Source organism: Pantoea sp. XY16, from assembly GCF_025153065.1.
Lineage (GTDB): Bacteria > Pseudomonadota > Gammaproteobacteria > Enterobacterales > Enterobacteriaceae > Pantoea > Pantoea alfalfae.
In genome coordinates this window covers 83,499-104,451 of sequence record NZ_JANZNP010000007.1, presented here as the reverse complement: position 1 = coordinate 104,451, position 20,953 = coordinate 83,499, and the positions used below count along the sequence as shown (strand labels likewise).

General features: G+C 55.8%; 21 protein-coding genes. 13 read left to right on the top strand and 8 right to left on the bottom strand.

All coding sequences use genetic code 11. The annotated features are described in order from the left end of the window. The first annotated feature begins 4 nt into the window (after window positions 1-4). From infB to N1689_RS12260, 8 genes are all read left to right on the top strand, one after another. Window positions 5-2,698 carry a translation initiation factor IF-2 gene (gene infB / locus N1689_RS12290; protein ID WP_161731840.1) on the top strand — a complete coding sequence of 898 codons (2,694 nt, stop codon included), beginning with the start codon at window positions 5-7 and terminating at the stop codon, window positions 2,696-2,698. Window positions 2,699-2,763: 65 nt separating this feature from the next. Then, window positions 2,764-3,171 carry a 30S ribosome-binding factor RbfA gene (rbfA, locus tag N1689_RS12285; RefSeq protein ID WP_033731320.1) on the top strand — a complete coding sequence of 136 codons (408 nt, stop codon included), beginning with the start codon at window positions 2,764-2,766 and terminating at the stop codon, window positions 3,169-3,171. Beyond that, window positions 3,171-4,115 (top strand): tRNA pseudouridine(55) synthase TruB, encoded by a 945-nt coding sequence (truB, locus tag N1689_RS12280; RefSeq protein WP_260059027.1) that lies wholly within the window; start codon window positions 3,171-3,173, stop codon window positions 4,113-4,115. The genes rbfA and truB overlap by 1 nt, the downstream gene beginning before the upstream one ends. Before the next feature lie 131 nt (window positions 4,116-4,246). Further along, entirely contained in the window at window positions 4,247-4,516 is a 270-nt protein-coding gene (gene rpsO / locus N1689_RS12275) for a 30S ribosomal protein S15 (protein WP_003851063.1), read from the top strand. Between the two features lie 310 nt (window positions 4,517-4,826). Next, complete coding sequence (gene pnp, locus N1689_RS12270) at window positions 4,827-6,962, top strand: polyribonucleotide nucleotidyltransferase (RefSeq protein ID WP_222924682.1); 2,136 nt, start codon at window positions 4,827-4,829, stop codon at window positions 6,960-6,962. 129 nt (window positions 6,963-7,091) lie between these two features. Then, complete coding sequence (gene nlpI / locus N1689_RS12265) at window positions 7,092-7,976, top strand: lipoprotein NlpI (RefSeq protein WP_161731844.1); 885 nt, start codon at window positions 7,092-7,094, stop codon at window positions 7,974-7,976. A gap of 105 nt (window positions 7,977-8,081) precedes the next feature. Continuing rightward, window positions 8,082-8,138 (top strand): protein YrbN, encoded by a 57-nt coding sequence (gene yrbN / locus N1689_RS22115; RefSeq protein WP_098053093.1) that lies wholly within the window; start codon window positions 8,082-8,084, stop codon window positions 8,136-8,138. Between the two features lie 16 nt (window positions 8,139-8,154). Next, window positions 8,155-10,068 carry a DEAD/DEAH family ATP-dependent RNA helicase gene (locus tag N1689_RS12260; protein ID WP_260059026.1) on the top strand — a complete coding sequence of 638 codons (1,914 nt, stop codon included), beginning with the start codon at window positions 8,155-8,157 and terminating at the stop codon, window positions 10,066-10,068. A gap of 55 nt (window positions 10,069-10,123) precedes the next feature. On the opposite strand, the gene N1689_RS12255 is transcribed toward N1689_RS12260, so the two are convergent. Continuing rightward, window positions 10,124-10,870, bottom strand: coding sequence for an SDR family NAD(P)-dependent oxidoreductase (locus N1689_RS12255; RefSeq protein ID WP_222924681.1), 747 nt, complete (start codon window positions 10,868-10,870; stop codon window positions 10,124-10,126). Window positions 10,871-11,042: 172 nt separating this feature from the next. Here N1689_RS12255 and N1689_RS12250 point away from each other — a divergent pair, with 172 nt between their 5' ends. After that, a complete protein-coding gene (locus tag N1689_RS12250; RefSeq protein WP_253420871.1) occupies window positions 11,043-11,963 on the top strand; it encodes an AraC family transcriptional regulator in 921 nt (306 codons plus the stop codon). Here the strand turns inward: N1689_RS12250 and N1689_RS12245 are convergent, their stop codons facing one another. The 3 genes from N1689_RS12245 to N1689_RS12235 form a co-directional block, all read right to left on the bottom strand. Continuing rightward, window positions 11,964-12,974 carry a luciferase-like monooxygenase gene (locus N1689_RS12245; protein WP_253420874.1) on the bottom strand — a complete coding sequence of 337 codons (1,011 nt, stop codon included), beginning with the start codon at window positions 12,972-12,974 and terminating at the stop codon, window positions 11,964-11,966. A gap of 114 nt (window positions 12,975-13,088) precedes the next feature. Next, the gene (locus N1689_RS12240; RefSeq protein ID WP_161731938.1) at window positions 13,089-13,967 is read right to left on the bottom strand and encodes a U32 family peptidase; all 879 of its coding nucleotides are present in this window, start codon (window positions 13,965-13,967) and stop codon (window positions 13,089-13,091) included. Between the two features lie 9 nt (window positions 13,968-13,976). Continuing rightward, the gene (locus tag N1689_RS12235) at window positions 13,977-14,972 is read right to left on the bottom strand and encodes a peptidase U32 family protein (protein ID WP_260059025.1); all 996 of its coding nucleotides are present in this window, start codon (window positions 14,970-14,972) and stop codon (window positions 13,977-13,979) included. Between the two features lie 202 nt (window positions 14,973-15,174). Here N1689_RS12235 and N1689_RS12230 point away from each other — a divergent pair, with 202 nt between their 5' ends. Both N1689_RS12230 and N1689_RS12225 read left to right on the top strand, forming a co-directional pair. Further along, on the top strand, window positions 15,175-15,699 hold the full coding sequence (locus tag N1689_RS12230; RefSeq protein WP_161731854.1) for an SCP2 domain-containing protein: 525 nt from the start codon (window positions 15,175-15,177) through the stop codon (window positions 15,697-15,699). Continuing rightward, entirely contained in the window at window positions 15,693-16,199 is a 507-nt protein-coding gene (locus N1689_RS12225) for a GNAT family N-acetyltransferase (RefSeq protein ID WP_161731856.1), read from the top strand. The genes N1689_RS12230 and N1689_RS12225 overlap by 7 nt, the downstream gene beginning before the upstream one ends. On the opposite strand, the gene N1689_RS12220 is transcribed toward N1689_RS12225, so the two are convergent. After that, window positions 16,183-16,476 (bottom strand): GIY-YIG nuclease family protein, encoded by a 294-nt coding sequence (locus N1689_RS12220; RefSeq protein ID WP_161731858.1) that lies wholly within the window; start codon window positions 16,474-16,476, stop codon window positions 16,183-16,185. The genes N1689_RS12225 and N1689_RS12220 overlap by 17 nt on opposite strands. Before the next feature lie 75 nt (window positions 16,477-16,551). On the opposite strand from N1689_RS12220, the gene N1689_RS12215 reads away from it, so the two are divergent. Further along, window positions 16,552-16,980, top strand: coding sequence for a YhbP family protein (locus N1689_RS12215; protein ID WP_260059024.1), 429 nt, complete (start codon window positions 16,552-16,554; stop codon window positions 16,978-16,980). Between the two features lie 35 nt (window positions 16,981-17,015). Here N1689_RS12215 and N1689_RS12210 read toward each other — a convergent pair whose 3' ends face one another. Then, complete coding sequence (locus tag N1689_RS12210; protein ID WP_033731332.1) at window positions 17,016-17,537, bottom strand: type 1 glutamine amidotransferase domain-containing protein; 522 nt, start codon at window positions 17,535-17,537, stop codon at window positions 17,016-17,018. Between the two features lie 147 nt (window positions 17,538-17,684). Between N1689_RS12210 and N1689_RS12205 the strand changes: the two genes are divergently transcribed. Beyond that, window positions 17,685-18,320, top strand: a complete 636-nt coding sequence (locus N1689_RS12205; RefSeq protein ID WP_253420877.1) for an NAD-dependent epimerase/dehydratase family protein — start codon at window positions 17,685-17,687, stop codon at window positions 18,318-18,320. Here N1689_RS12205 and nrdG read toward each other — a convergent pair. Both nrdG and nrdD read right to left on the bottom strand, forming a co-directional pair. Beyond that, complete coding sequence (gene nrdG, locus N1689_RS12200; RefSeq protein ID WP_161731864.1) at window positions 18,312-18,779, bottom strand: anaerobic ribonucleoside-triphosphate reductase-activating protein; 468 nt, start codon at window positions 18,777-18,779, stop codon at window positions 18,312-18,314. The genes N1689_RS12205 and nrdG overlap by 9 nt on opposite strands. Beyond that, a complete protein-coding gene (gene nrdD / locus N1689_RS12195; RefSeq protein ID WP_161731866.1) occupies window positions 18,776-20,914 on the bottom strand; it encodes an anaerobic ribonucleoside-triphosphate reductase in 2,139 nt (712 codons plus the stop codon). The genes nrdG and nrdD overlap by 4 nt, the downstream gene beginning before the upstream one ends. Between the last annotated feature and the right edge of the window lie 39 nt (window positions 20,915-20,953).

Sequence of the window (20,953 nt, the reverse complement as noted above, 5' to 3'; positions counted from 1 at the left end):
CAGCATGACAGATGTAACCGTAAAATCGCTGGCCGCAGAAATTCAGACTCCGGTCGATCGCCTGGTACAGCAATTTGCTGATGCGGGAATCCCTAAGTCTGAAAATGACGCGGTGACCCAGCAAGAGAAAGAAACCTTACTATCTCATCTGAACCGTGAACACGGTCAGGTCGGTTCAGCTAAGCTGACGCTGCAGCGTAAAACGCGCAGCACCTTGAATATTCCAGGCACCGGGGGTAAAAGTAAATCGGTGCAAATCGAAGTCCGCAAAAAGCGTACCTATGTGAAGGGTGATGCAGAGGCTGAGCAAGCTCAGGCAGAAGCTGAAGCCGAGGCGCAGCGTGAAGCGGAAGAGCAGGCGCAACGCGAGGCTGAAGAAAAAGCCCGTCGCGAAGCTGAACAGAAAGCGCAACGTGAAGCCGAAGATAAAGCCAGGCGCGAAGCCGCTGATAAGGCCAAACGTGCAGCAGCGGAAAATGACAAAGTGACAAATCAACCTACCGACGAAGTGACCAGGGCTGCGCAATCAGACAAAGCCCGTCGCGAAGCTGAAGCTGCTGAACTGAAGCGTAAAGCTGAAGAAGAAGCCCGCCGTAAGCTTGAAGAGGCTGCCCGCCTCGTAGCCGAAGAAGCCCGCCGTCTGGCTGAAGAGAAATCAGCTGAATGGGAAAAACCGGAAGAAGAGGATAAAGGCGACTATCACGTCACCACTTCGACCCACGCCCGTCAGGCAGAAGACGAAAACGACCGTCAGGTTGAAGCAGGCCGTGCGCGTGCGCGTACTACTGCTAAAGCTGCGCGTCCGGCGAAAAAAGGCAACAAACATTCCGAAGCCAAAACTGACCGTGAAGAAGCGCGTGCGCAGGTTCGTGGCGGTAAAGGCGGTAAGCATCGCAAACCTAGCGCACTGCAGCAGGGCTTCAACAAGCCAGCGCAGGCCGTTAACCGCGATGTTGTGATTGGCGAAACCATCACCGTAGCCGAACTGGCGAACAAAATGGCGGTGAAAGGTTCTCTGGTCATCAAAGCGATGATGAAGATGGGCGCCATGGCGACTATCAACCAGGTCATCGATCAGGAAACTGCACAGCTCGTAGCCGAAGAAATGGGCCACAAAGTGACCCTGCGTCGTGAGAATGAGCTGGAAGAAGCGGTAATGGACGATCGTGATACCGATGCGGCACAGGAGTCTCGTGCGCCGGTTGTGACCATCATGGGCCACGTCGACCACGGTAAAACCTCTCTGCTGGACTATATCCGTTCCACTAAAATCGCCTCTGGCGAAGCGGGCGGTATTACACAGCACATTGGTGCTTACCACGTTGAAACCGACAACGGTATGGTCACCTTCCTGGATACCCCGGGCCACGCCGCGTTTACCGCGATGCGTGCACGTGGTGCACAGGCGACAGATATCGTTATCCTGGTGGTTGCCGCAGACGATGGCGTGATGCCACAGACTGTCGAAGCTATTCAGCACGCCAAAGCCGCTAAAGTGCCGGTTGTGGTTGCCGTGAACAAGTGCGATAAGCCAGAAGCGGATCCGGATCGTGTTAAAAACGAACTGACTCAGTACGGAATCATTCCGGAAGAGTGGGGCGGCGAAAACATGTTCGTAAATGTCTCTGCGAAAGCGGGTACCGGCATTGATGACCTGTTAAACGCAATCCTGCTGCAGGCAGAAGTTCTGGAACTGACGGCTATCCGTGAAGGTATGGCGAGCGGCGTGGTGATTGAATCGTTCCTCGACAAAGGTCGTGGTCCGGTTGCTACCGTGCTGGTTCGTGAAGGTACGCTTAATAAAGGCGACATCGTTCTTTGTGGTTTCGAATATGGCCGTGTTCGTGCAATGCGTGACGAACTGGGTCGCGAAGTCATGGAAGCGGGTCCTTCTATCCCGGTTGAGATTCTGGGCCTGTCCGGCGTGCCGGCTGCAGGTGATGAAGCGACTGTGGTACGTGACGAGAAGAAAGCACGTGAAGTTGCGCTCTACCGTCAGGGCAAATTCCGCGAAGTTAAACTGGCTCGCCAGCAGAAATCTAAGCTCGAAAACATGTTTGCTAACATGACCGAAGGCGAAGTGTCTGAACTGAATATCGTTCTGAAAGCCGACGTTCAGGGTTCTGTGGAAGCCATCTCTGATTCCCTGCAGAAACTCTCCACCGACGAAGTGAAGGTGAAGATTGTGGGTTCAGGCGTGGGCGGGATTACCGAAACCGATGCAACCCTGGCGGCTGCTTCTAACGCCATCCTCCTTGGCTTCAACGTTCGTGCCGATGCCTCTGCGCGTCGCGTCATTGACGCAGAAAGCCTGGATCTGCGCTACTACTCTGTCATCTATAACCTGATTGACGAAGTTAAAGCAGCGATGAGCGGCATGCTGGCACCAGAGTACAAACAGCAGATTATTGGTCTGGCTGCAGTGCGCGACGTGTTCAAATCACCGAAGTTTGGCGCGATTGCCGGTTGTATGGTGACGGAAGGTAACATCAAACGTCACAATCCAATCCGTGTCCTGCGTGACAACGTGGTGATTTACGAAGGCGAGCTGGAATCTCTGCGTCGCTTCAAAGATGACGTCAACGAAGTGCGTAACGGCATGGAGTGCGGTATCGGCGTGAAGAACTACAACGACGTTCGCGTTGGCGATATGATCGAAGTGTTTGAAATCATCGAAATTAAACGCACCATCGAGTAATAGACTGCTGATGTGTTGCAATTTGGGAGGCCTCTGGCCTCCCGAATTATTTGGGAGAAATAATGATGGCGAAAGAATTTGGTCGCCCGCAGCGCGTGTCACAAGAGCTGCAAAAAGAGATTGCGATGATCCTGCAGCGTGAGATTAAAGATCCGCGCCTTGGCATGATGGTCACCGTATCCGGCGTTGAAGTGTCACGCGATCTTGCTTACGCAAAAGTGTTCGTTACGTTCCTCAACGACAAAGATGAAGATGCGATCAAGCATGGCCTGAAAGCGCTGAAAGAAGCGTCAGGCTACATTCGCATTCTGCTCGGCAAAGCGATGCGTCTGCGTATCGTGCCTGAGCTGACGTTCTTCTACGATAACTCGTTAGTCGAAGGGATGCGCATGTCTAACCTCGTCACCAGCGTTGTTAAGAACGATGCAGAGCGCCGTGGTCCGGATGCCACCGGCGATGACGAGGAGGCGTAATGAGTCGTCCGCGTCGTCGCGGTCGCGACGTCCATGGCGTGTTGTTGCTGGATAAGCCACAAGGCGTTTCGTCGAATGATGTCCTGCAAAAAGTGAAGCGTATCTTTAACGCTAATCGCGCAGGCCATACCGGCGCGCTTGATCCACTGGCCACCGGCATGTTGCCAATCTGCCTGGGTGAAGCGACCAAGTTTTCGCAGTATCTGCTCGATTCCGACAAACGCTACCGTGTGATTGCCCGACTGGGCGAGCGCACTGACACGTCAGATGCGGATGGCAATATCGTGCAGACGCGTCCGGTCAGCTTCAGTCAGGCCGATCTGGATAGCGCCCTTGAGAGCTTCCGCGGCGATACGCTGCAGGTGCCATCGATGTTTTCGGCGCTGAAGCATCAGGGTCGTCCGCTGTATGAATATGCGCGTCAGGGCATTGTGATTGAGCGTGAACCGCGGCCCATCACGGTCTATGAACTGCAATTTATTCGCTGGCAGGATAATGAGCTGGAGCTGGAAATTCACTGCTCCAAAGGCACCTATATCCGTACCATCATCGATGACCTGGGTGAAAAGCTGGGATGCGGTGCGCATGTCATCATGCTGCGACGTGTACAGGTTGCCCGTTATCCGTATGAACGGATGGTGACGCTGGAACAGCTCAACACGCTGCTGGCGGAAGCCACAGAAGCGGGCACCCCACTGGAAACGCAGCTCGATCCGCTGTTGTTGCCGATGGACAGCCCGGCCTCTGATTTCCCTGAAGTGAATATCCCGCCCGCCGTGGCAGATTTTTTCCGTCAGGGACAGCCGGTACAGGCCAGCAACGCGCCTGCGCAGGGGCTGGTCAGAGTATCGGAAGGCGAAGCGCGTAAGTTTATCGGTATGGCAGAAATTGCCGATGATGGCCGTCTTGCGCCACGTCGTTTAGTGGTTGAGTATCAGGATTAAGCCAGGCGTTCACTTTTCGCTGATGGGGCATTTGCGTTGCTATCAGGCGCAGAGTAGAATAGCGCGGCTTTAAAGCGGGATGCTGAATTAGAGATCGGCACCCATACATTCATTTATTACTGGAGTTTATTATGTCTCTAAGCGTAGAAGCTAAAGCAGAGATCGTTGCTAAATATGGCCGTGGTGCTAACGACAGCGGTTCAACTGAAGTTCAGGTTGCCCTGTTGACCGCGCAGATTACCCATCTGCAGGGTCACTTCTCTGAGCACAAAAAAGACCACCACAGCCGCCGCGGTCTGCTGCGCATGGTATCACAGCGTCGTAAGCTGCTGGACTACCTGAAGCGTAAAGACGTTGCACGCTACAGCAGCCTGATCGAAAGTCTCGGTCTGCGTCGCTAAGTCTGAAGAATCTGATCGTCGGGGCATTATGCGGACTTTTGCACTGTGTGCAGCTTACGATCAGATTTGTGCGAGTTTCGTGAAGAGGGGGCCTTTATGGCCCCTTTTTTCGAGCAATCGGCAGCAATCCGGGCCAAACTGATGTATTGTTGCTTAGTGTGATCTTTAGTTTGCAGAATTTCGCGCGGCTAATGAGAGGCTTTACCGCAGGGGCGGTCGAGGGTTGTCATTAGTCGCGAGGATGCAGCTGAAGATTGGTAATCAATGGCAGGCTACAGATAGCCCTGCCCCGAAGTTAAGGACTTTGATTTTGCTGAATCCGATCGTACGCAAATTCCAATATGGTCAACATACCGTCACGCTGGAAACCGGCATGATGGCTCGCCAGGCGACAGCCGCTGTGATGGTGAGCATGGACGATACTGCAGTGTTCGTCACTGTTGTAGGTCAGAAAAAATCTAAACCAGGTCAGGACTTCTTCCCACTGACCGTGAACTATCAGGAGCGTACTTACGCTGCTGGTCGTATCCCAGGCAGCTTCTTCCGTCGTGAAGGCCGTCCAAGCGAAGGCGAAACCCTGATTTCGCGTCTGATTGACCGCCCGATTCGTCCACTTTTCCCGGAAGGCTTTGTTAACGAAGTCCAGGTTATTGCCACCGTGGTGTCTGTCAACCCACAGGTTCATCCAGACATCGTTGCGATGATCGGTGCTTCTGCTGCACTGGCGCTTTCTGGTCTGCCGTTCAATGGCCCGATTGGCTCTGCACGTGTAGGTTACATCAACGATCAATATGTTCTGAACCCAACCGCAGATGAGCTGAAACAGTCTCGTCTGGATCTGGTTGTTGCCGGTACGCAGAATGCCGTTCTGATGGTTGAATCTGAAGCTGAGATCCTGTCAGAAGAGCAGATGCTGGGCGCCGTGGTCTTTGGCCATGACCAGCAGCAGATCGTTATCGAAAACATCAATGCCCTGGTTGCTGAAGCAGGCAAACCGCGCTGGGACTGGCAGCCAGAAGCGGCTAATACCCCGCTGATTTCTCGTGTTGCTGCCCTGGCAGAAGCGCGCATCAGTGATGCTTACCGCATCACTGACAAGCAGGAGCGTTACGCGCAGGTTGGCGTCATCAAAGACGAAACCATTGCTGCGCTGCTGGCTGAAGATGACACGCTGGATGGTTCAGAAATCGGCGACATCGTGCATAGCCTCGAAAAAACCGTTGTTCGTACCCGCATCCTGAATGGCGAGCCACGTATCGATGGCCGTGAAAAAGATATGATCCGCGGTCTGGACGTGCGTACTGGCGTATTGCCACGTACTCACGGTTCATCACTGTTCACCCGTGGTGAAACGCAGGCACTGGTTACGGCAACGCTGGGTACTACCCGTGATGCGCAGAACCTGGATGAGCTGATGGGCGAACGTACCGACAGCTTCCTGTTCCATTACAACTTCCCTCCATACTCTGTCGGTGAAACCGGCATGGTTGGTTCGCCGAAGCGTCGTGAGATTGGTCACGGTCGTCTGGCGAAGCGCGGTGTGTTAGCGGTAATGCCTAAAGCGGAAGATTTCCCTTACACCGTTCGCGTCGTGTCTGAAATCACCGAATCAAACGGCTCCTCTTCAATGGCCTCTGTCTGTGGTGCCTCACTGGCGCTGATGGATGCAGGTGTGCCAATCAAAGCCGCCGTTGCCGGTATCGCGATGGGTCTGGTGAAAGAAGATGAGAAGTTTGTGGTTCTGTCTGACATCCTGGGCGACGAAGATCATCTGGGCGACATGGACTTCAAGGTAGCCGGTAGCCGTGAAGGTATCACCGCGCTGCAGATGGACATCAAAATCGAAGGCATCACGCGTGAAATCATGCAGGAAGCCCTGAACCAGGCCAAGGGTGCGCGTCTGCACATTCTGGGCGTAATGGAACAGGCTATCAGCACACCGCGTACTGAGATTTCTGAATTTGCACCGCGCATCTACACCATCAAAATCAGCTCTGACAAGATCAAAGATGTGATCGGTAAAGGCGGCTCAGTGATTCGTGCACTGACCGAAGAGACCGGCACCACGATTGAAATCGAAGATGACGGCACCGTGAAAATCGCTGCGACCGATGGTCTGAAAGCGAAAGAAGCCATTCGTCGTATTGAAGAGATCACTGCAGAAATCGAAGTGGGCCGCATTTACAGTGGTAAAGTGACCCGTATCGTTGATTTCGGTGCCTTTGTTGCCATCGGCGGCGGTAAAGAAGGTCTGGTTCACATTTCACAAATCGCTGATAAGCGCGTTGAGAAAGTGACTGACTACCTGCAGATGGGTCAGGAAGTGCCGGTTAAGGTGATGGAAGTTGATCGCCAGGGTCGCGTACGCCTGAGCATCAAAGAAGCGACAGAATCTAAGCCGCAGACTGAAGAAGCTGCAGCGGTGACCACGCCTGACGCTGAATAAGTCGTTGCTGATTTGCCCCTCTTTGCCTGGCAGAGAGGGGCGTTTGTATCATCGCGAGGGCGGGAATCCTTGTGCACAGCAGGCGGATGACAGGATGGTTATCCCAATGTTTGTATTCGGGAGTGGGAAATGAAGCCTTTTCTGCGCTGGTGTTTTGTTGCGACAGCTTTGACGCTGGCAGGATGCAGCAACTCCAATTGGCGTAAGAACGACGTTCTTGCAGTGCCTTTACAGCCCACACTGCAGCAGGAAGTGATACTGGCGCGCATGGAACAAATTCTTGCCAGTCGCGCTCTCACCGATGATGAACGCGCACAGCTGTTATATGAGCGCGGAGTGTTGTATGATAGTTTAGGTCTGCGGGCATTAGCGCGGAACGATTTTTCGCAAGCGCTGTCTATAAGACCAGATATGCCCGAAGTGTTTAACTACTTAGGCATATATTTAACGCAGGCGGGCAACTTTGATGCCGCCTATGAAGCGTTTGATTCTGTACTTGAGCTTGATCCAACTTACAACTATGCGCATTTAAACCGTGGTATCGCCCTCTATTACGGCGGTCGATACAAGTTAGCGCAAGATGATCTGCTGGCGTTTTATCAAGACGATCCTAACGATCCTTTCCGCAGTCTGTGGCTCTATCTCGTTGAACGTGAGATGGATGTCGACAAGGCAAAAGTCGCGCTTAAACAGCGTCACGACAAAGCGGTCAGAGACCAATGGGGATGGAATATTGTCGAGTTCTACCTTGGAGATATCAACGAGAAAACGTTGATGGAAAGTCTCAAGGCGGACGCAACGGATAACACCTCGCTCGCTGAACATCTCAGTGAAACCAACTTCTATTTAGGTAAGTACTACCTAAGTCTGGGGGAGAAGGACGACGCGAAAGCGTTGTTCAAACTGGCGGTGGCCAACAACGTTAACAACTTTGTTGAACACCGATACGCATTGTTGGAACTGGCGCAACTCGGCCAGGCACAAGACGATTTATCAGAATCTGACCAGCAATAGCTGACGAACTTAATTTGCCTGTAAAACCTGTTAAGTCATCATCTTAAAGGATGAAGGCTTTTCTGTTCGTCAAAACTTCTAATTTGAGCCGGTTCACACTTTTTGATGAAAATGACTGAAAGTTTTCACGACGAGTTATGTAGACTGGCCGCCGCAATCTAAGAGGCACGTGTACTACATGACTGATATTCAAACCACTTTTGCTGACCTTGGCCTGAACGCCGACATCCTTGAATCACTGAATGGCATGGGCTACGTAAAGCCATCCCCAATCCAGGCTGAGTGTATTCCTCACCTGCTGGCGGGCCGTGACGTGTTAGGCATGGCGCAGACCGGGAGTGGTAAAACTGCGGCATTTTCTCTGCCGCTGTTAAACAACATCGACCCGACTGTTAAAGCACCGCAAATCCTGGTGCTGGCACCGACCCGCGAACTGGCGGTACAGGTTGCTGAAGCAATCACCGAATTCTCTAAGCACATGCGTGGCCTGAACGTGGTTGCCCTTTACGGCGGCCAGCGTTATGACGTGCAGCTGCGCGCTCTGCGTCAGGGACCACAGGTTGTTGTGGGTACCCCTGGTCGTCTGCTTGACCACCTGAAACGCGGCACGTTAGAACTCTCTAACCTGCGCGGCCTGGTGCTGGATGAAGCTGATGAAATGCTGCGTATGGGCTTCATCGAAGACGTTGAAACCATCATGGCTCAGATTCCAGCCGGTCATCAGACTGCACTGTTCTCTGCAACCATGCCGGAAGCGATTCGTCGCATCACCAAACGCTTCATGAAAGATCCACAGGAAGTGCGTATCCAGTCAAGTATGACAACGCGTCCTGATATCAGCCAGAGCTACTGGACCGCTTACGGTCGTAAAACAGATGCACTGGTTCGCTTCCTGGAAGCAGAAGACTTTGATGCTGCCATCATCTTCGTGCGTACTAAAAACGCAACGCTGGAAGTGGCAGAAGCACTGGAGCGTAGTGGCTACAACAGCGCCGCGCTGAACGGTGATATGAACCAGGCTCTGCGTGAGCAGACGCTGGAGCGCCTGAAAGATGGTCGTCTCGACATCCTGATTGCAACCGACGTTGCGGCCCGTGGCCTGGACGTTGAGCGTATCAGCCTGGTTGTGAACTACGACATCCCGATGGATGCAGAATCTTACGTTCACCGTATCGGTCGTACCGGTCGTGCTGGTCGTGCTGGCCGTGCGCTGCTGTTCGTTGAGAACCGCGAGCGTCGTCTGCTGCGCAACATCGAACGTACGATGAAGCTGACTATCCCTGAAGTTGAACTGCCTAACGCAGAACTGCTGGGTGAGCGTCGTCTGGCCAAGTTTGCCGCTAAAGTTCAGCAGCAGCTGGAAAGCAGCGATCTGGATCAGTACCGTGCTCTGCTGACTAAAATGCAGCCGGAAGATGAACTGGATCTGGAAACGCTGGCCGCCGCACTGCTTAAGATGGCACAGGGCGAACGTCCTCTGATTCTGCCACCAGAAGCACCACGTCCTGCACGTCGTGAATACCGCGATCGTGACGAGCGTGATGGCCGTCGTGACAGCCGTGAAGCGCGTAGCGATCGTGGCCCACGTGACAGCCGTGATGGCGATCGTCCACGTCGCGAACGTCGTGACGTTGGCGAAATGCAGCTGTACCGCATCGAAGTAGGCCGTGATGATGGTGTTGAAGTTCGTCACATCGTTGGCGCTATCGCTAACGAAGGCGACATCAGCAGCCGTTACATCGGTAACATCAAGCTGTTCGGTAACCACTCGACTATCGAGCTGCCGAAAGGCATGCCAGGCGATGTGCTGCAGCACTTCACCCGTACGCGTATTCTGAACAAACCAATGAATATGCAGCTGCTGGGTGATGCTCAGCCAAACGAAGGCCGTGGCGATCGTCGTCCAGCCGGTGCTGGCGGTGAGCGTCGCAGCGGTCCGGGCGCAGCTAACCGTGAAGGTGGTCGTCGCTTCTCTTCTGAACGCCGTGAAGGTGGTCGTGAAGGCGGTGGACGTACTTTCAACCGTGAAGGTAGCCGTGGTCCACGTCGTGAAGAAGGCGCAGCTGCCGCTCCACGTCGTCGTGATGCATAACGACTTAACGTCGTAATAAAAAGGGAAGCCGCTGGCTTCCCTTTTTTTATGCCTGTCAGGCACCCCCGCTGATCATGACGCGCTCGCCGCTGACATAAGCGGACTCCTCAGAGGCCAGAAATAGCGCGACCTGCGCCACATCCTCCGGCAGACCAAAACGCCCCAGCGGGGTAGCCGCCAGCAGCTGTGCCTTGAGCTGCGGACTCATCCTCTTCGCAGCCAGTAATCCCTCGGTCAGGATCATCCCAGGAGCCAGCGCGTTAACCCGGATATTCCTGGCGCCCAGTTCGCGCGCCAGCCCCTGAGTCAGGGTATCCACCGCGCCTTTGGTGGCCGCCCAGAGTACGGAACCCGGCGTGCTGTTTTTACTGTTCAGGGCACTAAGATTGATAATGCTGCCGCCATGCGCGGGGAAATGACGAATCGCCTGCTGACAGACCATCAGCGTGCCGAGCAGGTTAATGTTGATCTGCTGCTGCATCTCCTCCTGCGTCAGCGCCGCAAACTCGCCGTGATGAAAGCTGCCCGCATTGTTCACCACAATGTCCGGTGCGCCGAAACACTCTGCAGTTGTGGCGAACAGCCGTTCCACATCCCGCAGATGAGAGATATCAGCCTGTACCGCCACGGCTTCACTGCCCAGCGTGACGATATCGCTGACTACGTCAGCCGCTCCCACCTCGTCCTGACGATAGTTGACCACGACGCGCGCGCCCGCTGCGGCAAATGCGATGGCAATGGCCGCGCCAATGCCTTTGGACGCGCCGGTCACCAGTGCAATTTTATTCTGCAATGCTTTCATTATGTCATTCTCCGCCGTAATGATTGCGTCGAAAGACTATGCGCGCGGCTGACGAAAAGCGGGTAGCGCAATCCTGCAAGCTTTTTGCACGATCCTGCAAAAGCGCTGCACCAGCACAGGCATTCCGCCAGACGTCAGGTAATATCGGCACAGAGCGGAAGGGGAGAACGCAGTGACAGAGAGTAACAAGTGGCAGGCGCTGGCACAGTTAATTGCCCGTCATGCGCCGGAGGATGGCCGGCATTCCAGCGCCATCGACTGCCTGTTTTTTGGCCGGGTTTCAGCACCTACTGAGCCGATGCACTTTGCTCAATGGGCCAGTTTTGCGCTGGTGGCGCAGGGCAGCAAAGCGCTGCATATGGGTGATGAGGTGCTGCACTATGGACCAGGGGATCTGCTGCTGGTAACGCTGGATATGCCAGTGCGCGCCTGCGTCACTGTCGCCACGCCGGAAAAGCCCAATCTCGGGATAGGTATCGCCATCAATGAATCCCGGCTTATGCGCTACCTTGAACAGTTTCCGCCAGCGCTGCCGCTGGTGACCTCAGGCAATGAACGGGGTGTCACCGTGCATAAGGTTTCACCTTTGCTGGTGGATGCAGTCATCCGGCTGGTGCGTCTGCTTGACCACCCGGAAGATATTGAGGCGCTGGCTCCGCTGATTGAGCAGGAGATTTTCTACCGGCTGCTGACCGGGCCGGAGGGCTCGCGCATCCTGAATATGGCGCTGGCTGAGCGGCCGGGTAACCGGGTGGCGCAGGCTGCCCGCTGGCTGCGGGAGAATTTTCACCAGCCGCTAAAGATCGATCAGCTTGCCAGCAGTGTCGGCATGAGTATCTCTTCGCTGCATCATCACTTCAAAGCCGTAACGGCTATGACGCCGATGCAATACCAGAAACAACTGCGGCTCAATGAGGCGCGGCGTTTGATGTTGGTGGAAAAGCTGGATGCCGGTACGGCAGGCTATCGGGTGGGCTATCAGAGCGCATCACAGTTCAGTCGTGAATATCGCCGCCTGTATGGGCAATCTCCTGCCAGGGATAGTCGTCAGCTGGCGGTGAGCCCGGATACCCTGCGCCCACCGCAAAACTGATTACAGGCTGTTTGCCGCTTCCATCGCAATGGCAAAGGAGCGCAGACGAGCTTCGCTGTCAAAAATCTGGCCATTAACCATAATTTCATCTGCCTGCGTTTCACGCATCAGCGAAGCCAGGCCATGACGCACCTTGTCGGTATCGCCCACCAGCGACATGCTGAGTGCCTGCTGAACGCCATACTGCTCTGACGGCGACCAGAGATTATCCATATTCTCAACCGGGGCCGGTAACGGGCCCGGTTTGCCGCGGCGCAGGTTAATAAACTGCTGCTGCTGCGAGGTAAACAGGAAGCGCGCATCACGCTCATTATCAGCGGCCACCACGTTAATGCAGACGGTGGCATAGGGCTTGTCGAGACGCGCCGAGGGCTGGAAGTTCTCACGATACACGTGCAGTGCCTGGAAGAGCTGGTCAGGCGCGAAGTGGGAGGCAAAGGCAAACGGCAGGCCCATTTTTGCTGACAGCTGCGCGCTGTAGAGGCTGGATCCGAGTAGCCAGACCGGGATCTTCAGCCCCAGACCCGGCACTGGCTGAACCGGCAGTTGCGCATCCGGGCCAGCATCGAACCAGTTAATCAGTTCAGCCACATCTTCGGGAAAGGTGTCCGCATGCATGCTGGACTGGTGACGGCGCAGCGCCATCATGGTGCGCTGGTCAGAACCGGGCGCGCGACCTAAACCGAGATCGATACGGCCCGGATAGAGAGAGGCCAGGGTGCCAAACTGCTCGGCGATGACCAGCGGCGCATGATTAGGCAACATAATGCCACCGGAGCCCAGCTTCAGTGTCTCGGTGTTCGCCGCCAGATAGCCGATCAGCACCGACGTCGCAGCGCTGGCAATCCCTGTCATGTTGTGATGTTCAGCCAGCCAGTAGCGTTCGAAGCCCAGTTTTTCAGCCTGACGCGCCAGCGCCAGGGAATTATGGAACGCATTCCGTGCGGTCGCACCCTGTGGAATCGGCGCAAGATCCAGCACGGACAGGCGAAGAGGTTTTTTATCAGACATGACTACTCCCGTTGTATGGCGCAGGCGTAAAACCTGCACCATTTAGTATTACGCATCATTCCTTATATTAAAACTGCTAACCTCAGCAGGAATATAGCCGGTATGTGCTTTTACTCAGGATGCCAGCGTCATACCCGCCAGTTTGCGCCAGTAACCGTTACAATCGCAGCCTTTCGCGACCATAAGCGGAGCCTGACCGTTTTCATTGGCGCGGAAACGGTCGATCTCTGCCAGCGTCGACGTATCCTGCGGCGAGAGTCTCACGCAATCGACCTGGCCACGCATCCCCGCCAGATCGTTACCCAGGTTATAGCAGTAGCCGCTCATGGTCTGAATGCCATTGAGGACGAACACCTGTTGTCCCTCCTGAGAGTTGACGCGGCGACCTGTCGGATAGTTGATACAGCAGGTTTCGCAGTCATCTTTCGCGCGATTTTCCGAGCGGGCGGTGAAACAGCGCGCTGACAGCGCCAGCGGCAGATGACCGTAACCCATCACCTCCACCTCAAACTGCTTGCGGATACCCCGCGTCTCGCACTGCGCCAGCAGCTGTAGCAGCCAGTCACGCGACATCTCCACCGGCATACACCAGCGCGTCATGCCCTCTTTAACCAGCAGCTGCAGCGTGTCGGCATTATAGACATTCAGCGTGGGACCGGCGACAAAGGGCAAATGGCGCTCAGCGGCCATATTGACCGTGCCGATATCATTGGCTTCAATCAGGAACTCGCCGTTTTCTACGTAGCGCTGCAGCTCTTTCAGCTCAGAGGGTGATTGCAGCAGCGCCAGCGTGCTGAGTACAACCTGTTTGCCGCTGGATGCCACGTCACGCGCCAGCGCCATCCAGCGGGCATAGGGCGTAGCGCGGCGTTTACTGCACACCGCTTCGCCGAGATAAATAATATCCGCACTACTGCGGACAGCCTGCTGATAAAAATCGTCCAGCGTATCGGTCGGCCAGTACCAGAGCACCGGTCCAAGAGCATATTGCATCATGACTCCTTATTGCCATTCACGGTGATAAGCACCCAGCGTGGTTTGTGTGCCTTCAGAGAGATCGCCCAGCGTCTGCATCCACTGTGGCGCCACGTCAAACTGCTCCGGCTGCGCCTTGCAGCGATCGATTGCCTGACGCCAGACGCGCGCCACATCAGCGACGTAGGCGGGACTGCGCTGCCGGCCTTCGATTTTCACCGAGGCGATGCCTGCCCGCAGCAGCTCTGGCAGCAGTTCCAGTGTGTTGAGACTGGTCGGTTCCTCCAGGACGTGATAACGCTGATTGTTAACCTCATAGCGTCCTTTGCAGAGCGTCGGGTAACCGGCGCTCTCATCGGGGGCGTAGCGATCAATTAGCACTTCATTCAGGCATGATTCCATGCCCTGCGGCGTCTGCTGCCAGCGTACAAATTTCGCCGGGGAGCAGGCACCTGCGCTGTTAGGTGATTCGCCGGTCATCCAGGAGGAGAGGTAGCAGCGGCCTTCTGCCATAATGCACAGACTGCCAAAGGCGAACACCTCCAGTGGCACCGGCGTGCTGCGTGCCAGTTGTTTAACCTGATGAATCGACAAGACGCGCGGGAGTACCACCCGCTGCAGATTGAAGTGGCGATGATAAAAGCGAATCGCCTCAAGATTGGTTGCCGATGCCTGTACAGAGAGATGACGTTCAACCTGTGGATAGTGCTTCGCGGCGTACTCCAGCGTAGCGATATCAGCCAGAATCAGGGCATCTGCCCCGTTTTGCGCCGCCACATCAATCGCCCGCTGCCAGCGTCCCATGCCATCGGGATGGGCAAAGGTATTGATTGCCACATGCAGTTTGCGCTGATGCTGATGGAGATAGCGCGCCGCTTCAGCCAGCTTTTTATCAGTGAAGTTCAGGCCCGCAAAGTGACGAGCATTGGTGTCATCTTTCAGTCCCACATAGACCGCATCCGCGCCATTTTCTACGGCGGTGCGCACTGCGGGTAAGTTTCCTGCCGGGCAGAGCAGTTCCATAGGTGTTCCTCTCAACATGCGATGGGCGTCGAGTCTAGGCATCTGGTCTGGTCTGTGTGTTGATTTAAGGCAGTGAAATTTCAGTTCATCTTTCCCGGCAGCGTTTTTTCCCGCTATTGCCGCGTTTTTTATTGATCCCGGATGAGGCGCGCAGAAAAGGATATGGCAATATACGTAAAATTTTCTGAAGGGAGTGACGAAAGTGTTAGAGCGGATACATGCCCATTGTGTGAAGACCGGTCCAAAAATCTTAGGGTTACCTGTAGCGCTCACCCCATTCCCGGTCAAAAAGTTGCTGCTGCAACAACTCTTAAACTGGCAATTTCGCCATGCTTTGGCTGAAGGTGAGTTAGACTTTCTGAATGGTCGCCTGCTGGGTATCGAGATTGCCGATCTTAATCTGCAATGGATAACCACGCTGCAGGATGGCCGACTGGCGGTATTGCAACAGTCCGAAGCGGATGTCTGGTTTCGGAGCAATGCCAATGATCTGTTGCTGGTGGCAGCACGTAAAGCAGACCCCGATATGCTGTTCTTTCAACGCCGTCTGGTGATTGAAGGTGACACAGAACTGGGACTTGAGGTGAAGAACGTAATGGATGCTATTGAACCCGAGGCTATGCCCACTGCGTTACGCACGGCTATTGAGCAGATGGCGGCATTTGTCGACGCCGGCATGAAACAGGACGCGAAGGCCGCACAGCCGCGCGCAGGTGCCGCATGTTGATCCGTAGCGAAATTGGTGTTGATGCCGCAGGCATCGACGTACTGCTCAGACGCTGCTTCAGTCACTCCGCCGAGGCGGAACTGACTCAGGCGTTGCGTGAAGATGGCCTGCTGACCTTAGGCGTGGTCGCCACAGATGACGAGGGACAGGTGCTGGGTTATGCCGCATTCAGTCCGGTCAGCGTTCAGGGCGACGATCGCGGCTGGGTGGCGCTGGCACCGCTGGCCGTTGATGAGACGCTGCGCGGTCAGGGCATTGCCAGCAAGCTGATTTATGAGGGGCTGGATACACTTAATGAATTTGGCTACAGCGCGGTTGTCGTGCTGGGCGATCCGGCGCTGTTCAGCCGGTTTGGTTTTGAACCGGCTGCACGTCATGGCCTGCGCAGTCGCTGGCCGGGAACAGAGGCAACGTTCCAGGTCTACCGTCTGGCGGACAATGCCTTTGACGGCGCGGAAGGGCAGATCGACTACGCCGAACCCTTTAATCGCCAGCCGTAATACGTAGCCAGCTCTCCAGGCTGATCGGCTGACCCGCCACCAGCAGTAACTTCTGCTGATGGGTCAGTTGCTTAACCTGATACTCCAGTCTGGAGGCGCTGGCGCGATCGCCCGCCTCACAGTGAAACACCAGGTCCAGCGGGCCTTTGCCGCGCAGCGCGCGGGCGCCGCGTCCGCTCTGGTGCTGAGCAACCCGGCGCACCACATCCGTGGTGATGCCGGTGTACAGGCTCCCTTTCGCCGTCCGGACGATGTAGAGTTGCCACTGCTGACCCATCGTAAACTATTCCCAAAAAAAGGTGCCGGGCAGTGTAGCGCGCTTCACGCTCCGGTGCACCACCAGGAGTTTATCTTGTCCGATCACGCCCATCTGGTTCGCTACCTCAGAAAGCAGCATGTACTTTCTCTCTGCTGTACCGCCGACGATCAACTCTGGTGCGCTAACTGCTACTACGTCTTTGATGAGACACGCATGGCCTTCTGGATTATGACCGAACCCGCTACCCGCCACGGTGAATTAATGGTACAGAATCCGCAGGTTGCAGGCACTGTCAATGGCCAGCCCAAAACTGTGCTGCTCATTAAAGGGGTACAGTATCGTGGCCGGGTCAGACGGCTGGAGGAAGCGACAGAGCAGGTCGCCAGAGCGGCTTACCAGAAACGTTTTCCGGTCTCACGCAAAGTGTTGGCCCCGCTGTGGGAGATTGAGCTGGATGAGGTGAAGATGACGGATAATGCGCTGGGATTCGGCAAGAAAATTGCCTGGCAGCGGGAAAAATAGACACGCCCCTTTCGGCTGAAAAGGGCGCGGCGGAATTACAGCGCTTCGAGGATCCGCAGGGATTCACGGTTAAAGGCCGGTAAATCGTCCGGCGTACGGCTGGTGACCAGCTTATCGCCGTCCACCACCACTTCCTTGTCATGGAAGTCAGCACCGGCATTGATCAGGTCAATGGCAACGGCTTTAACGGTGGTCATCTTGCGACCGCGCACGCCGTTCGCGCTAATCAGCAGCTGTGGACCGTGGCAGATGGCAAAGATCGGTTTGCCGCTGGCGACAAACTCTTTGGTAAAGGCAACAAAACGATCGTCGCCGCGCAGAGCGTCAGGCGAGTGACCGCCTGGCAGCAGCAGGGCATCAAATTCCGCCGGGCTGACATCATCAATGCTGCGATCGATGGTCACTTCCGCTTCGCCTTTCTTGCCTTTAACGACATTACCGGCCTGTTTCTCAATGGTCACGACCTCAAAACCCGCGCCTTTGTAGGCTTCCGCAGGTGAGGTAAATTCTGAGTCTTCAAATTCGTCGGTAATCAAAACCGCAACTTTCTTGCTCATCTTTTTTTCCTCCTTAAAGTTGTGGAGAGCGTGGCGCGCTTTCCGGATCACGCTGTAAGCCTGGTCGCTGAGCGTGAGAACGCAAGCCTGCCCGTTAAGATCAGCTATCTTTTAAGCTGTCAGCAGTGAAATAAGGACGAATCTGAGATGAATCGCGTATTACTGACCGGTGCCACTGGCTTAGTCGGGTCGCATCTGCTGCGCTTACTGATTGAGGATCCCCGCATTGACGAAATCATCGCGCCCACCCGCCGGCCACTGCCTGCGATGCATAAAGTGGTGAATCCGGTAGAAGCCGATCTGACGGATGTGCTCGGGCCGCTGGAAAGTTCGCTGGATACGGTGTTCTGCTGCCTGGGAACGACGCGCAGGCAGGCGGGCAGCAAACAGGCATTCATCCACGTCGATTACACCCTGGTAGTGGACAGCGGATTATGCGGATTACGCCTGGGCGCGAAGCAGATGCTGGTCGTCAGCGCGCACGGTGCCAGCCGTTACTCACCGTTTTTGTACAATCGCGTCAAAGGCGAAATGGAGAATGCGTTGCGCCATCAGGGCTGGCCGCGCCTGACGCTGGTGCGACCTTCACTGCTGCTGGGGGATCGCGCGCAGAAACGTCAGGGCGAAAGCCTGGCGGGACCGCTGTTTTCGCTGCTGCCGGGCAACTGGCGGGCGGTTCACGCACGCGACGTGGCGCGCTGTCTGCATCAGCAGGCGTTCACGCCGGGTGGTGAAAGCGTCAACATCATTGAGTCGGGCGACATCCCACGTCATTCAGCGTAACTGCCAGACGATCTGATTACGGCTGCCGCGCCATTGCAGCGTGGCATCTTTCTCCTCTTCGACAAAGCGGCCATCGATCAGCACGTCGAGATAGTCCAGCACGGCGCGCTGTGCCGCATTCAGCTCCTGCATCCGGTAGCCGGTCCAGAGCCAGATGTCTTTACCGGGGCATATCTGTCGCACCCGTTTCACCAGACGGCGAATGTGCGGCACGTTATGCGGATGAAGTGGATCGCCACCGCTCAGCGACAAGCCCTGGCGCGGAATGCGTGTGTCCTGCAGATCCGCCAGTAGTTGCTCCTCCATCGCCAGCGTAAAGGGCACGCCGGAATCAATACGCCAGGTGCTCTGGTTGTAGCAGCCGCGACACTGATGTTCGCAACCAGCAACAAACAGCGTGCAGCGGGTGCCGGGTCCATTCACGATATCCACATCATAGTAGCGATGGATGTGCATCATCCCAGCGGTCCTTCAGACAGATGCTTCACCCGACGCTGCACTTCCTGCTGTTTACCGGCATTAAAGGGCCGTGCATCCGGGCTGCCAAGATAGCCACAGACCCGCCGTGTAACAGAGACGCGCGCCGGATCGTGATTGCCACAGTTCGGACAGGTAAAGCCACGGCTGGTACAGGTGAACTCGCCGTTGAAGCCGCACTCGTAGCACTCATCAATCGGCGTATTGGTACCGTAATAGGGCACGCGGTCGTAGCTGTAATCCCAGACATCTTCCAGCGCTTTGAGATTGTGCTGCACATTCGGGTATTCGCCGTAACAGATGAATCCGCCATTCGCCAGCGGCGGATAGGGCGCTTCAAAGTCGATTTTGTCGTAAGGATTCACCTTCTTCTCAACGTCGAGATGGAAGCTGTTGGTGTAGTAGCCCTTGTCTGTGACGCCCGGCACCAGACCAAACTGCGCGGCATCAAGACGGCAGAAACGGTCACACAGATTCTCACTTGGCGTGCTGTAAAGGCTGAAGCCGTAGCCTGTTTCCGCTTTCCAGCAATCGGTGGCGGCGCGCATGTACGCAATGATCTCTACGCCTTTGGCGCGCAGCGCCGCATCATCGTAAGGATGCTGATGACCGCCGCTGAGCGCATTCAGGGTTTCATGCAGGCCGATATAGCCCAGCGACAGCGACGCACGACCATTACGGAAAATAGGTCCTACCTCATCATCGGCATTCAGCCGGACGCCGCAGGCCCCTTCCATATAGAGGATGGGCGCAACGCGCGCTTTGGTCTTCTCCAGCCGTGCCACACGCGTCATCAGCGCCCGCTTAGCCAGCAGCAGGCGGGCATCGAGCAGCGTCCAGAAACGCGCTTCATCACCGCCCGCTTCCAGTGCGATGCGTGGCAGGTTCAGGCTGATCACCCCGATATTGTTGCGACCCTCATGAATCTGCTCGCCGTTCTCTTCATAAACGCCAAGGAAACTACGGCAGCCCATTGGGGTTTTGAACGAGCCGGTGACTTTCACCACCTGGTCGTAATTGAGAATGTCGGGATACATCCGCTTGCTGGCACACTCCAGCGCCAGCTGCTTGATGTCGTAATTAACATCGCCCGCCCGGCGGTTGACGCCTTCACGAATGCTGAAGACCAGTTTAGGGAACACCGCGGTTTTGCGATTCTTGCCCAGCCCCGCCAGCCGGTTACGCAGAATCGACTGCTGGATCAGCCGTGCCGCCCAGTCAGTCCCCAGACCAAAACCAAAGGTGACAAACGGCGTCTGGCCGTTGGCGGTGTGCAGGGTATTCACCTCATACTCCAGCGACTGAAAGGCGTCATAGCACTCTTTATCTGTGCGCTGGCGCGCATACTGCTCTGCCTGCGGGATTTGCCACTGTTCGGCGATCGCCAGATGCCGGGTATAGCTCTGCTCAACAAACGGGGCCAGTACTTCATCAATGCGGTTAATGGTGGTGCCGCCGTAAATGTGGCTGGCGACCTGGGCGATAATCTGCGCCGTCACAGCAGTGGCGGTGGCGATCGATTTAGGTGGCTCGATCTCAGCATTGCCCATCTTAAAACCGTTGGTCAGCATGCCCTTCAGATCGATCAGCATGCAGTTGAACATCGGGAAGAAGGGTGAATAGTCGAGATCGTGATAGTGGATCTCGCCGCGCTCATGCGCCAGAACGATGTCGCGCGGCAGGATCTGCTGCTGTGCGTAGTGCTTTGCCACGATCCCGGCCAGCAGATCGCGCTGCGTCGGGATCACTTTGCTGTCTTTATTGGCATTTTCGTTCAGCAGCGCCGCGTTGGTCTGATCGACCAGACCGCGAATGGCGTGATGTAACTGGCTCTGACGATCGCGGGCGACATCGCGATCGTGGCGATACTCAATGTAGGCGCGCGCCAGTTGTGGATAAGGACCCGCCATCAGCGTCTCTTCTACCGCACACTGAATCTCGCGGATAGCCACTTCCGGACGATCGGCCAGCCGCAGGGCAACGCGCTCAGCGACCTGCGCGCACCAGGCCGCATCGTCGACATCTGCTGCCCGTGCCGCTGCCACAACAGCCTGCTCAATACGCTGCGCATCAAAGCCTGTCCGGCATCCATCGCGCTTGATTACCACCGTCGCCATTCCTCTCTCCGTTAACTACATATGGGGGTTGGGTGGATT

Bases quoted from the DNA above. Each gene is read 5' to 3' on its own strand.
- infB (WP_161731840.1), top strand. From the start codon at position 5: ATGACAGATGTAACCGTAAAATCGCTGGCCGCAGAAATTCAGACTCCG.
- rbfA (WP_033731320.1), top strand. From the start codon at position 2,764: ATGGCGAAAGAATTTGGTCGCCCGCAGCGCGTGTCACAAGAGCTGCAA.
- truB (WP_260059027.1), top strand. From the start codon at position 3,171: ATGAGTCGTCCGCGTCGTCGCGGTCGCGACGTCCATGGCGTGTTGTTG.
- rpsO (WP_003851063.1), top strand. From the start codon at position 4,247: ATGTCTCTAAGCGTAGAAGCTAAAGCAGAGATCGTTGCTAAATATGGC.
- nlpI (WP_161731844.1), top strand. From the start codon at position 7,092: ATGAAGCCTTTTCTGCGCTGGTGTTTTGTTGCGACAGCTTTGACGCTG.
- N1689_RS12260 (WP_260059026.1), top strand. From the start codon at position 8,155: ATGACTGATATTCAAACCACTTTTGCTGACCTTGGCCTGAACGCCGAC.
- N1689_RS12255 (WP_222924681.1), bottom strand. From the start codon at position 10,870: ATGAAAGCATTGCAGAATAAAATTGCACTGGTGACCGGCGCGTCCAAA.
- N1689_RS12245 (WP_253420874.1), bottom strand. From the start codon at position 12,974: ATGTCTGATAAAAAACCTCTTCGCCTGTCCGTGCTGGATCTTGCGCCG.
- N1689_RS12240 (WP_161731938.1), bottom strand. From the start codon at position 13,967: ATGCAATATGCTCTTGGACCGGTGCTCTGGTACTGGCCGACCGATACG.
- N1689_RS12235 (WP_260059025.1), bottom strand. From the start codon at position 14,972: ATGGAACTGCTCTGCCCGGCAGGAAACTTACCCGCAGTGCGCACCGCC.
- N1689_RS12225 (WP_161731856.1), top strand. From the start codon at position 15,693: ATGTTGATCCGTAGCGAAATTGGTGTTGATGCCGCAGGCATCGACGTA.
- N1689_RS12220 (WP_161731858.1), bottom strand. From the start codon at position 16,476: ATGGGTCAGCAGTGGCAACTCTACATCGTCCGGACGGCGAAAGGGAGC.
- N1689_RS12210 (WP_033731332.1), bottom strand. From the start codon at position 17,537: ATGAGCAAGAAAGTTGCGGTTTTGATTACCGACGAATTTGAAGACTCA.
- N1689_RS12205 (WP_253420877.1), top strand. From the start codon at position 17,685: ATGAATCGCGTATTACTGACCGGTGCCACTGGCTTAGTCGGGTCGCAT.
- nrdG (WP_161731864.1), bottom strand. From the start codon at position 18,779: ATGATGCACATCCATCGCTACTATGATGTGGATATCGTGAATGGACCC.
- nrdD (WP_161731866.1), bottom strand. From the start codon at position 20,914: ATGGCGACGGTGGTAATCAAGCGCGATGGATGCCGGACAGGCTTTGAT.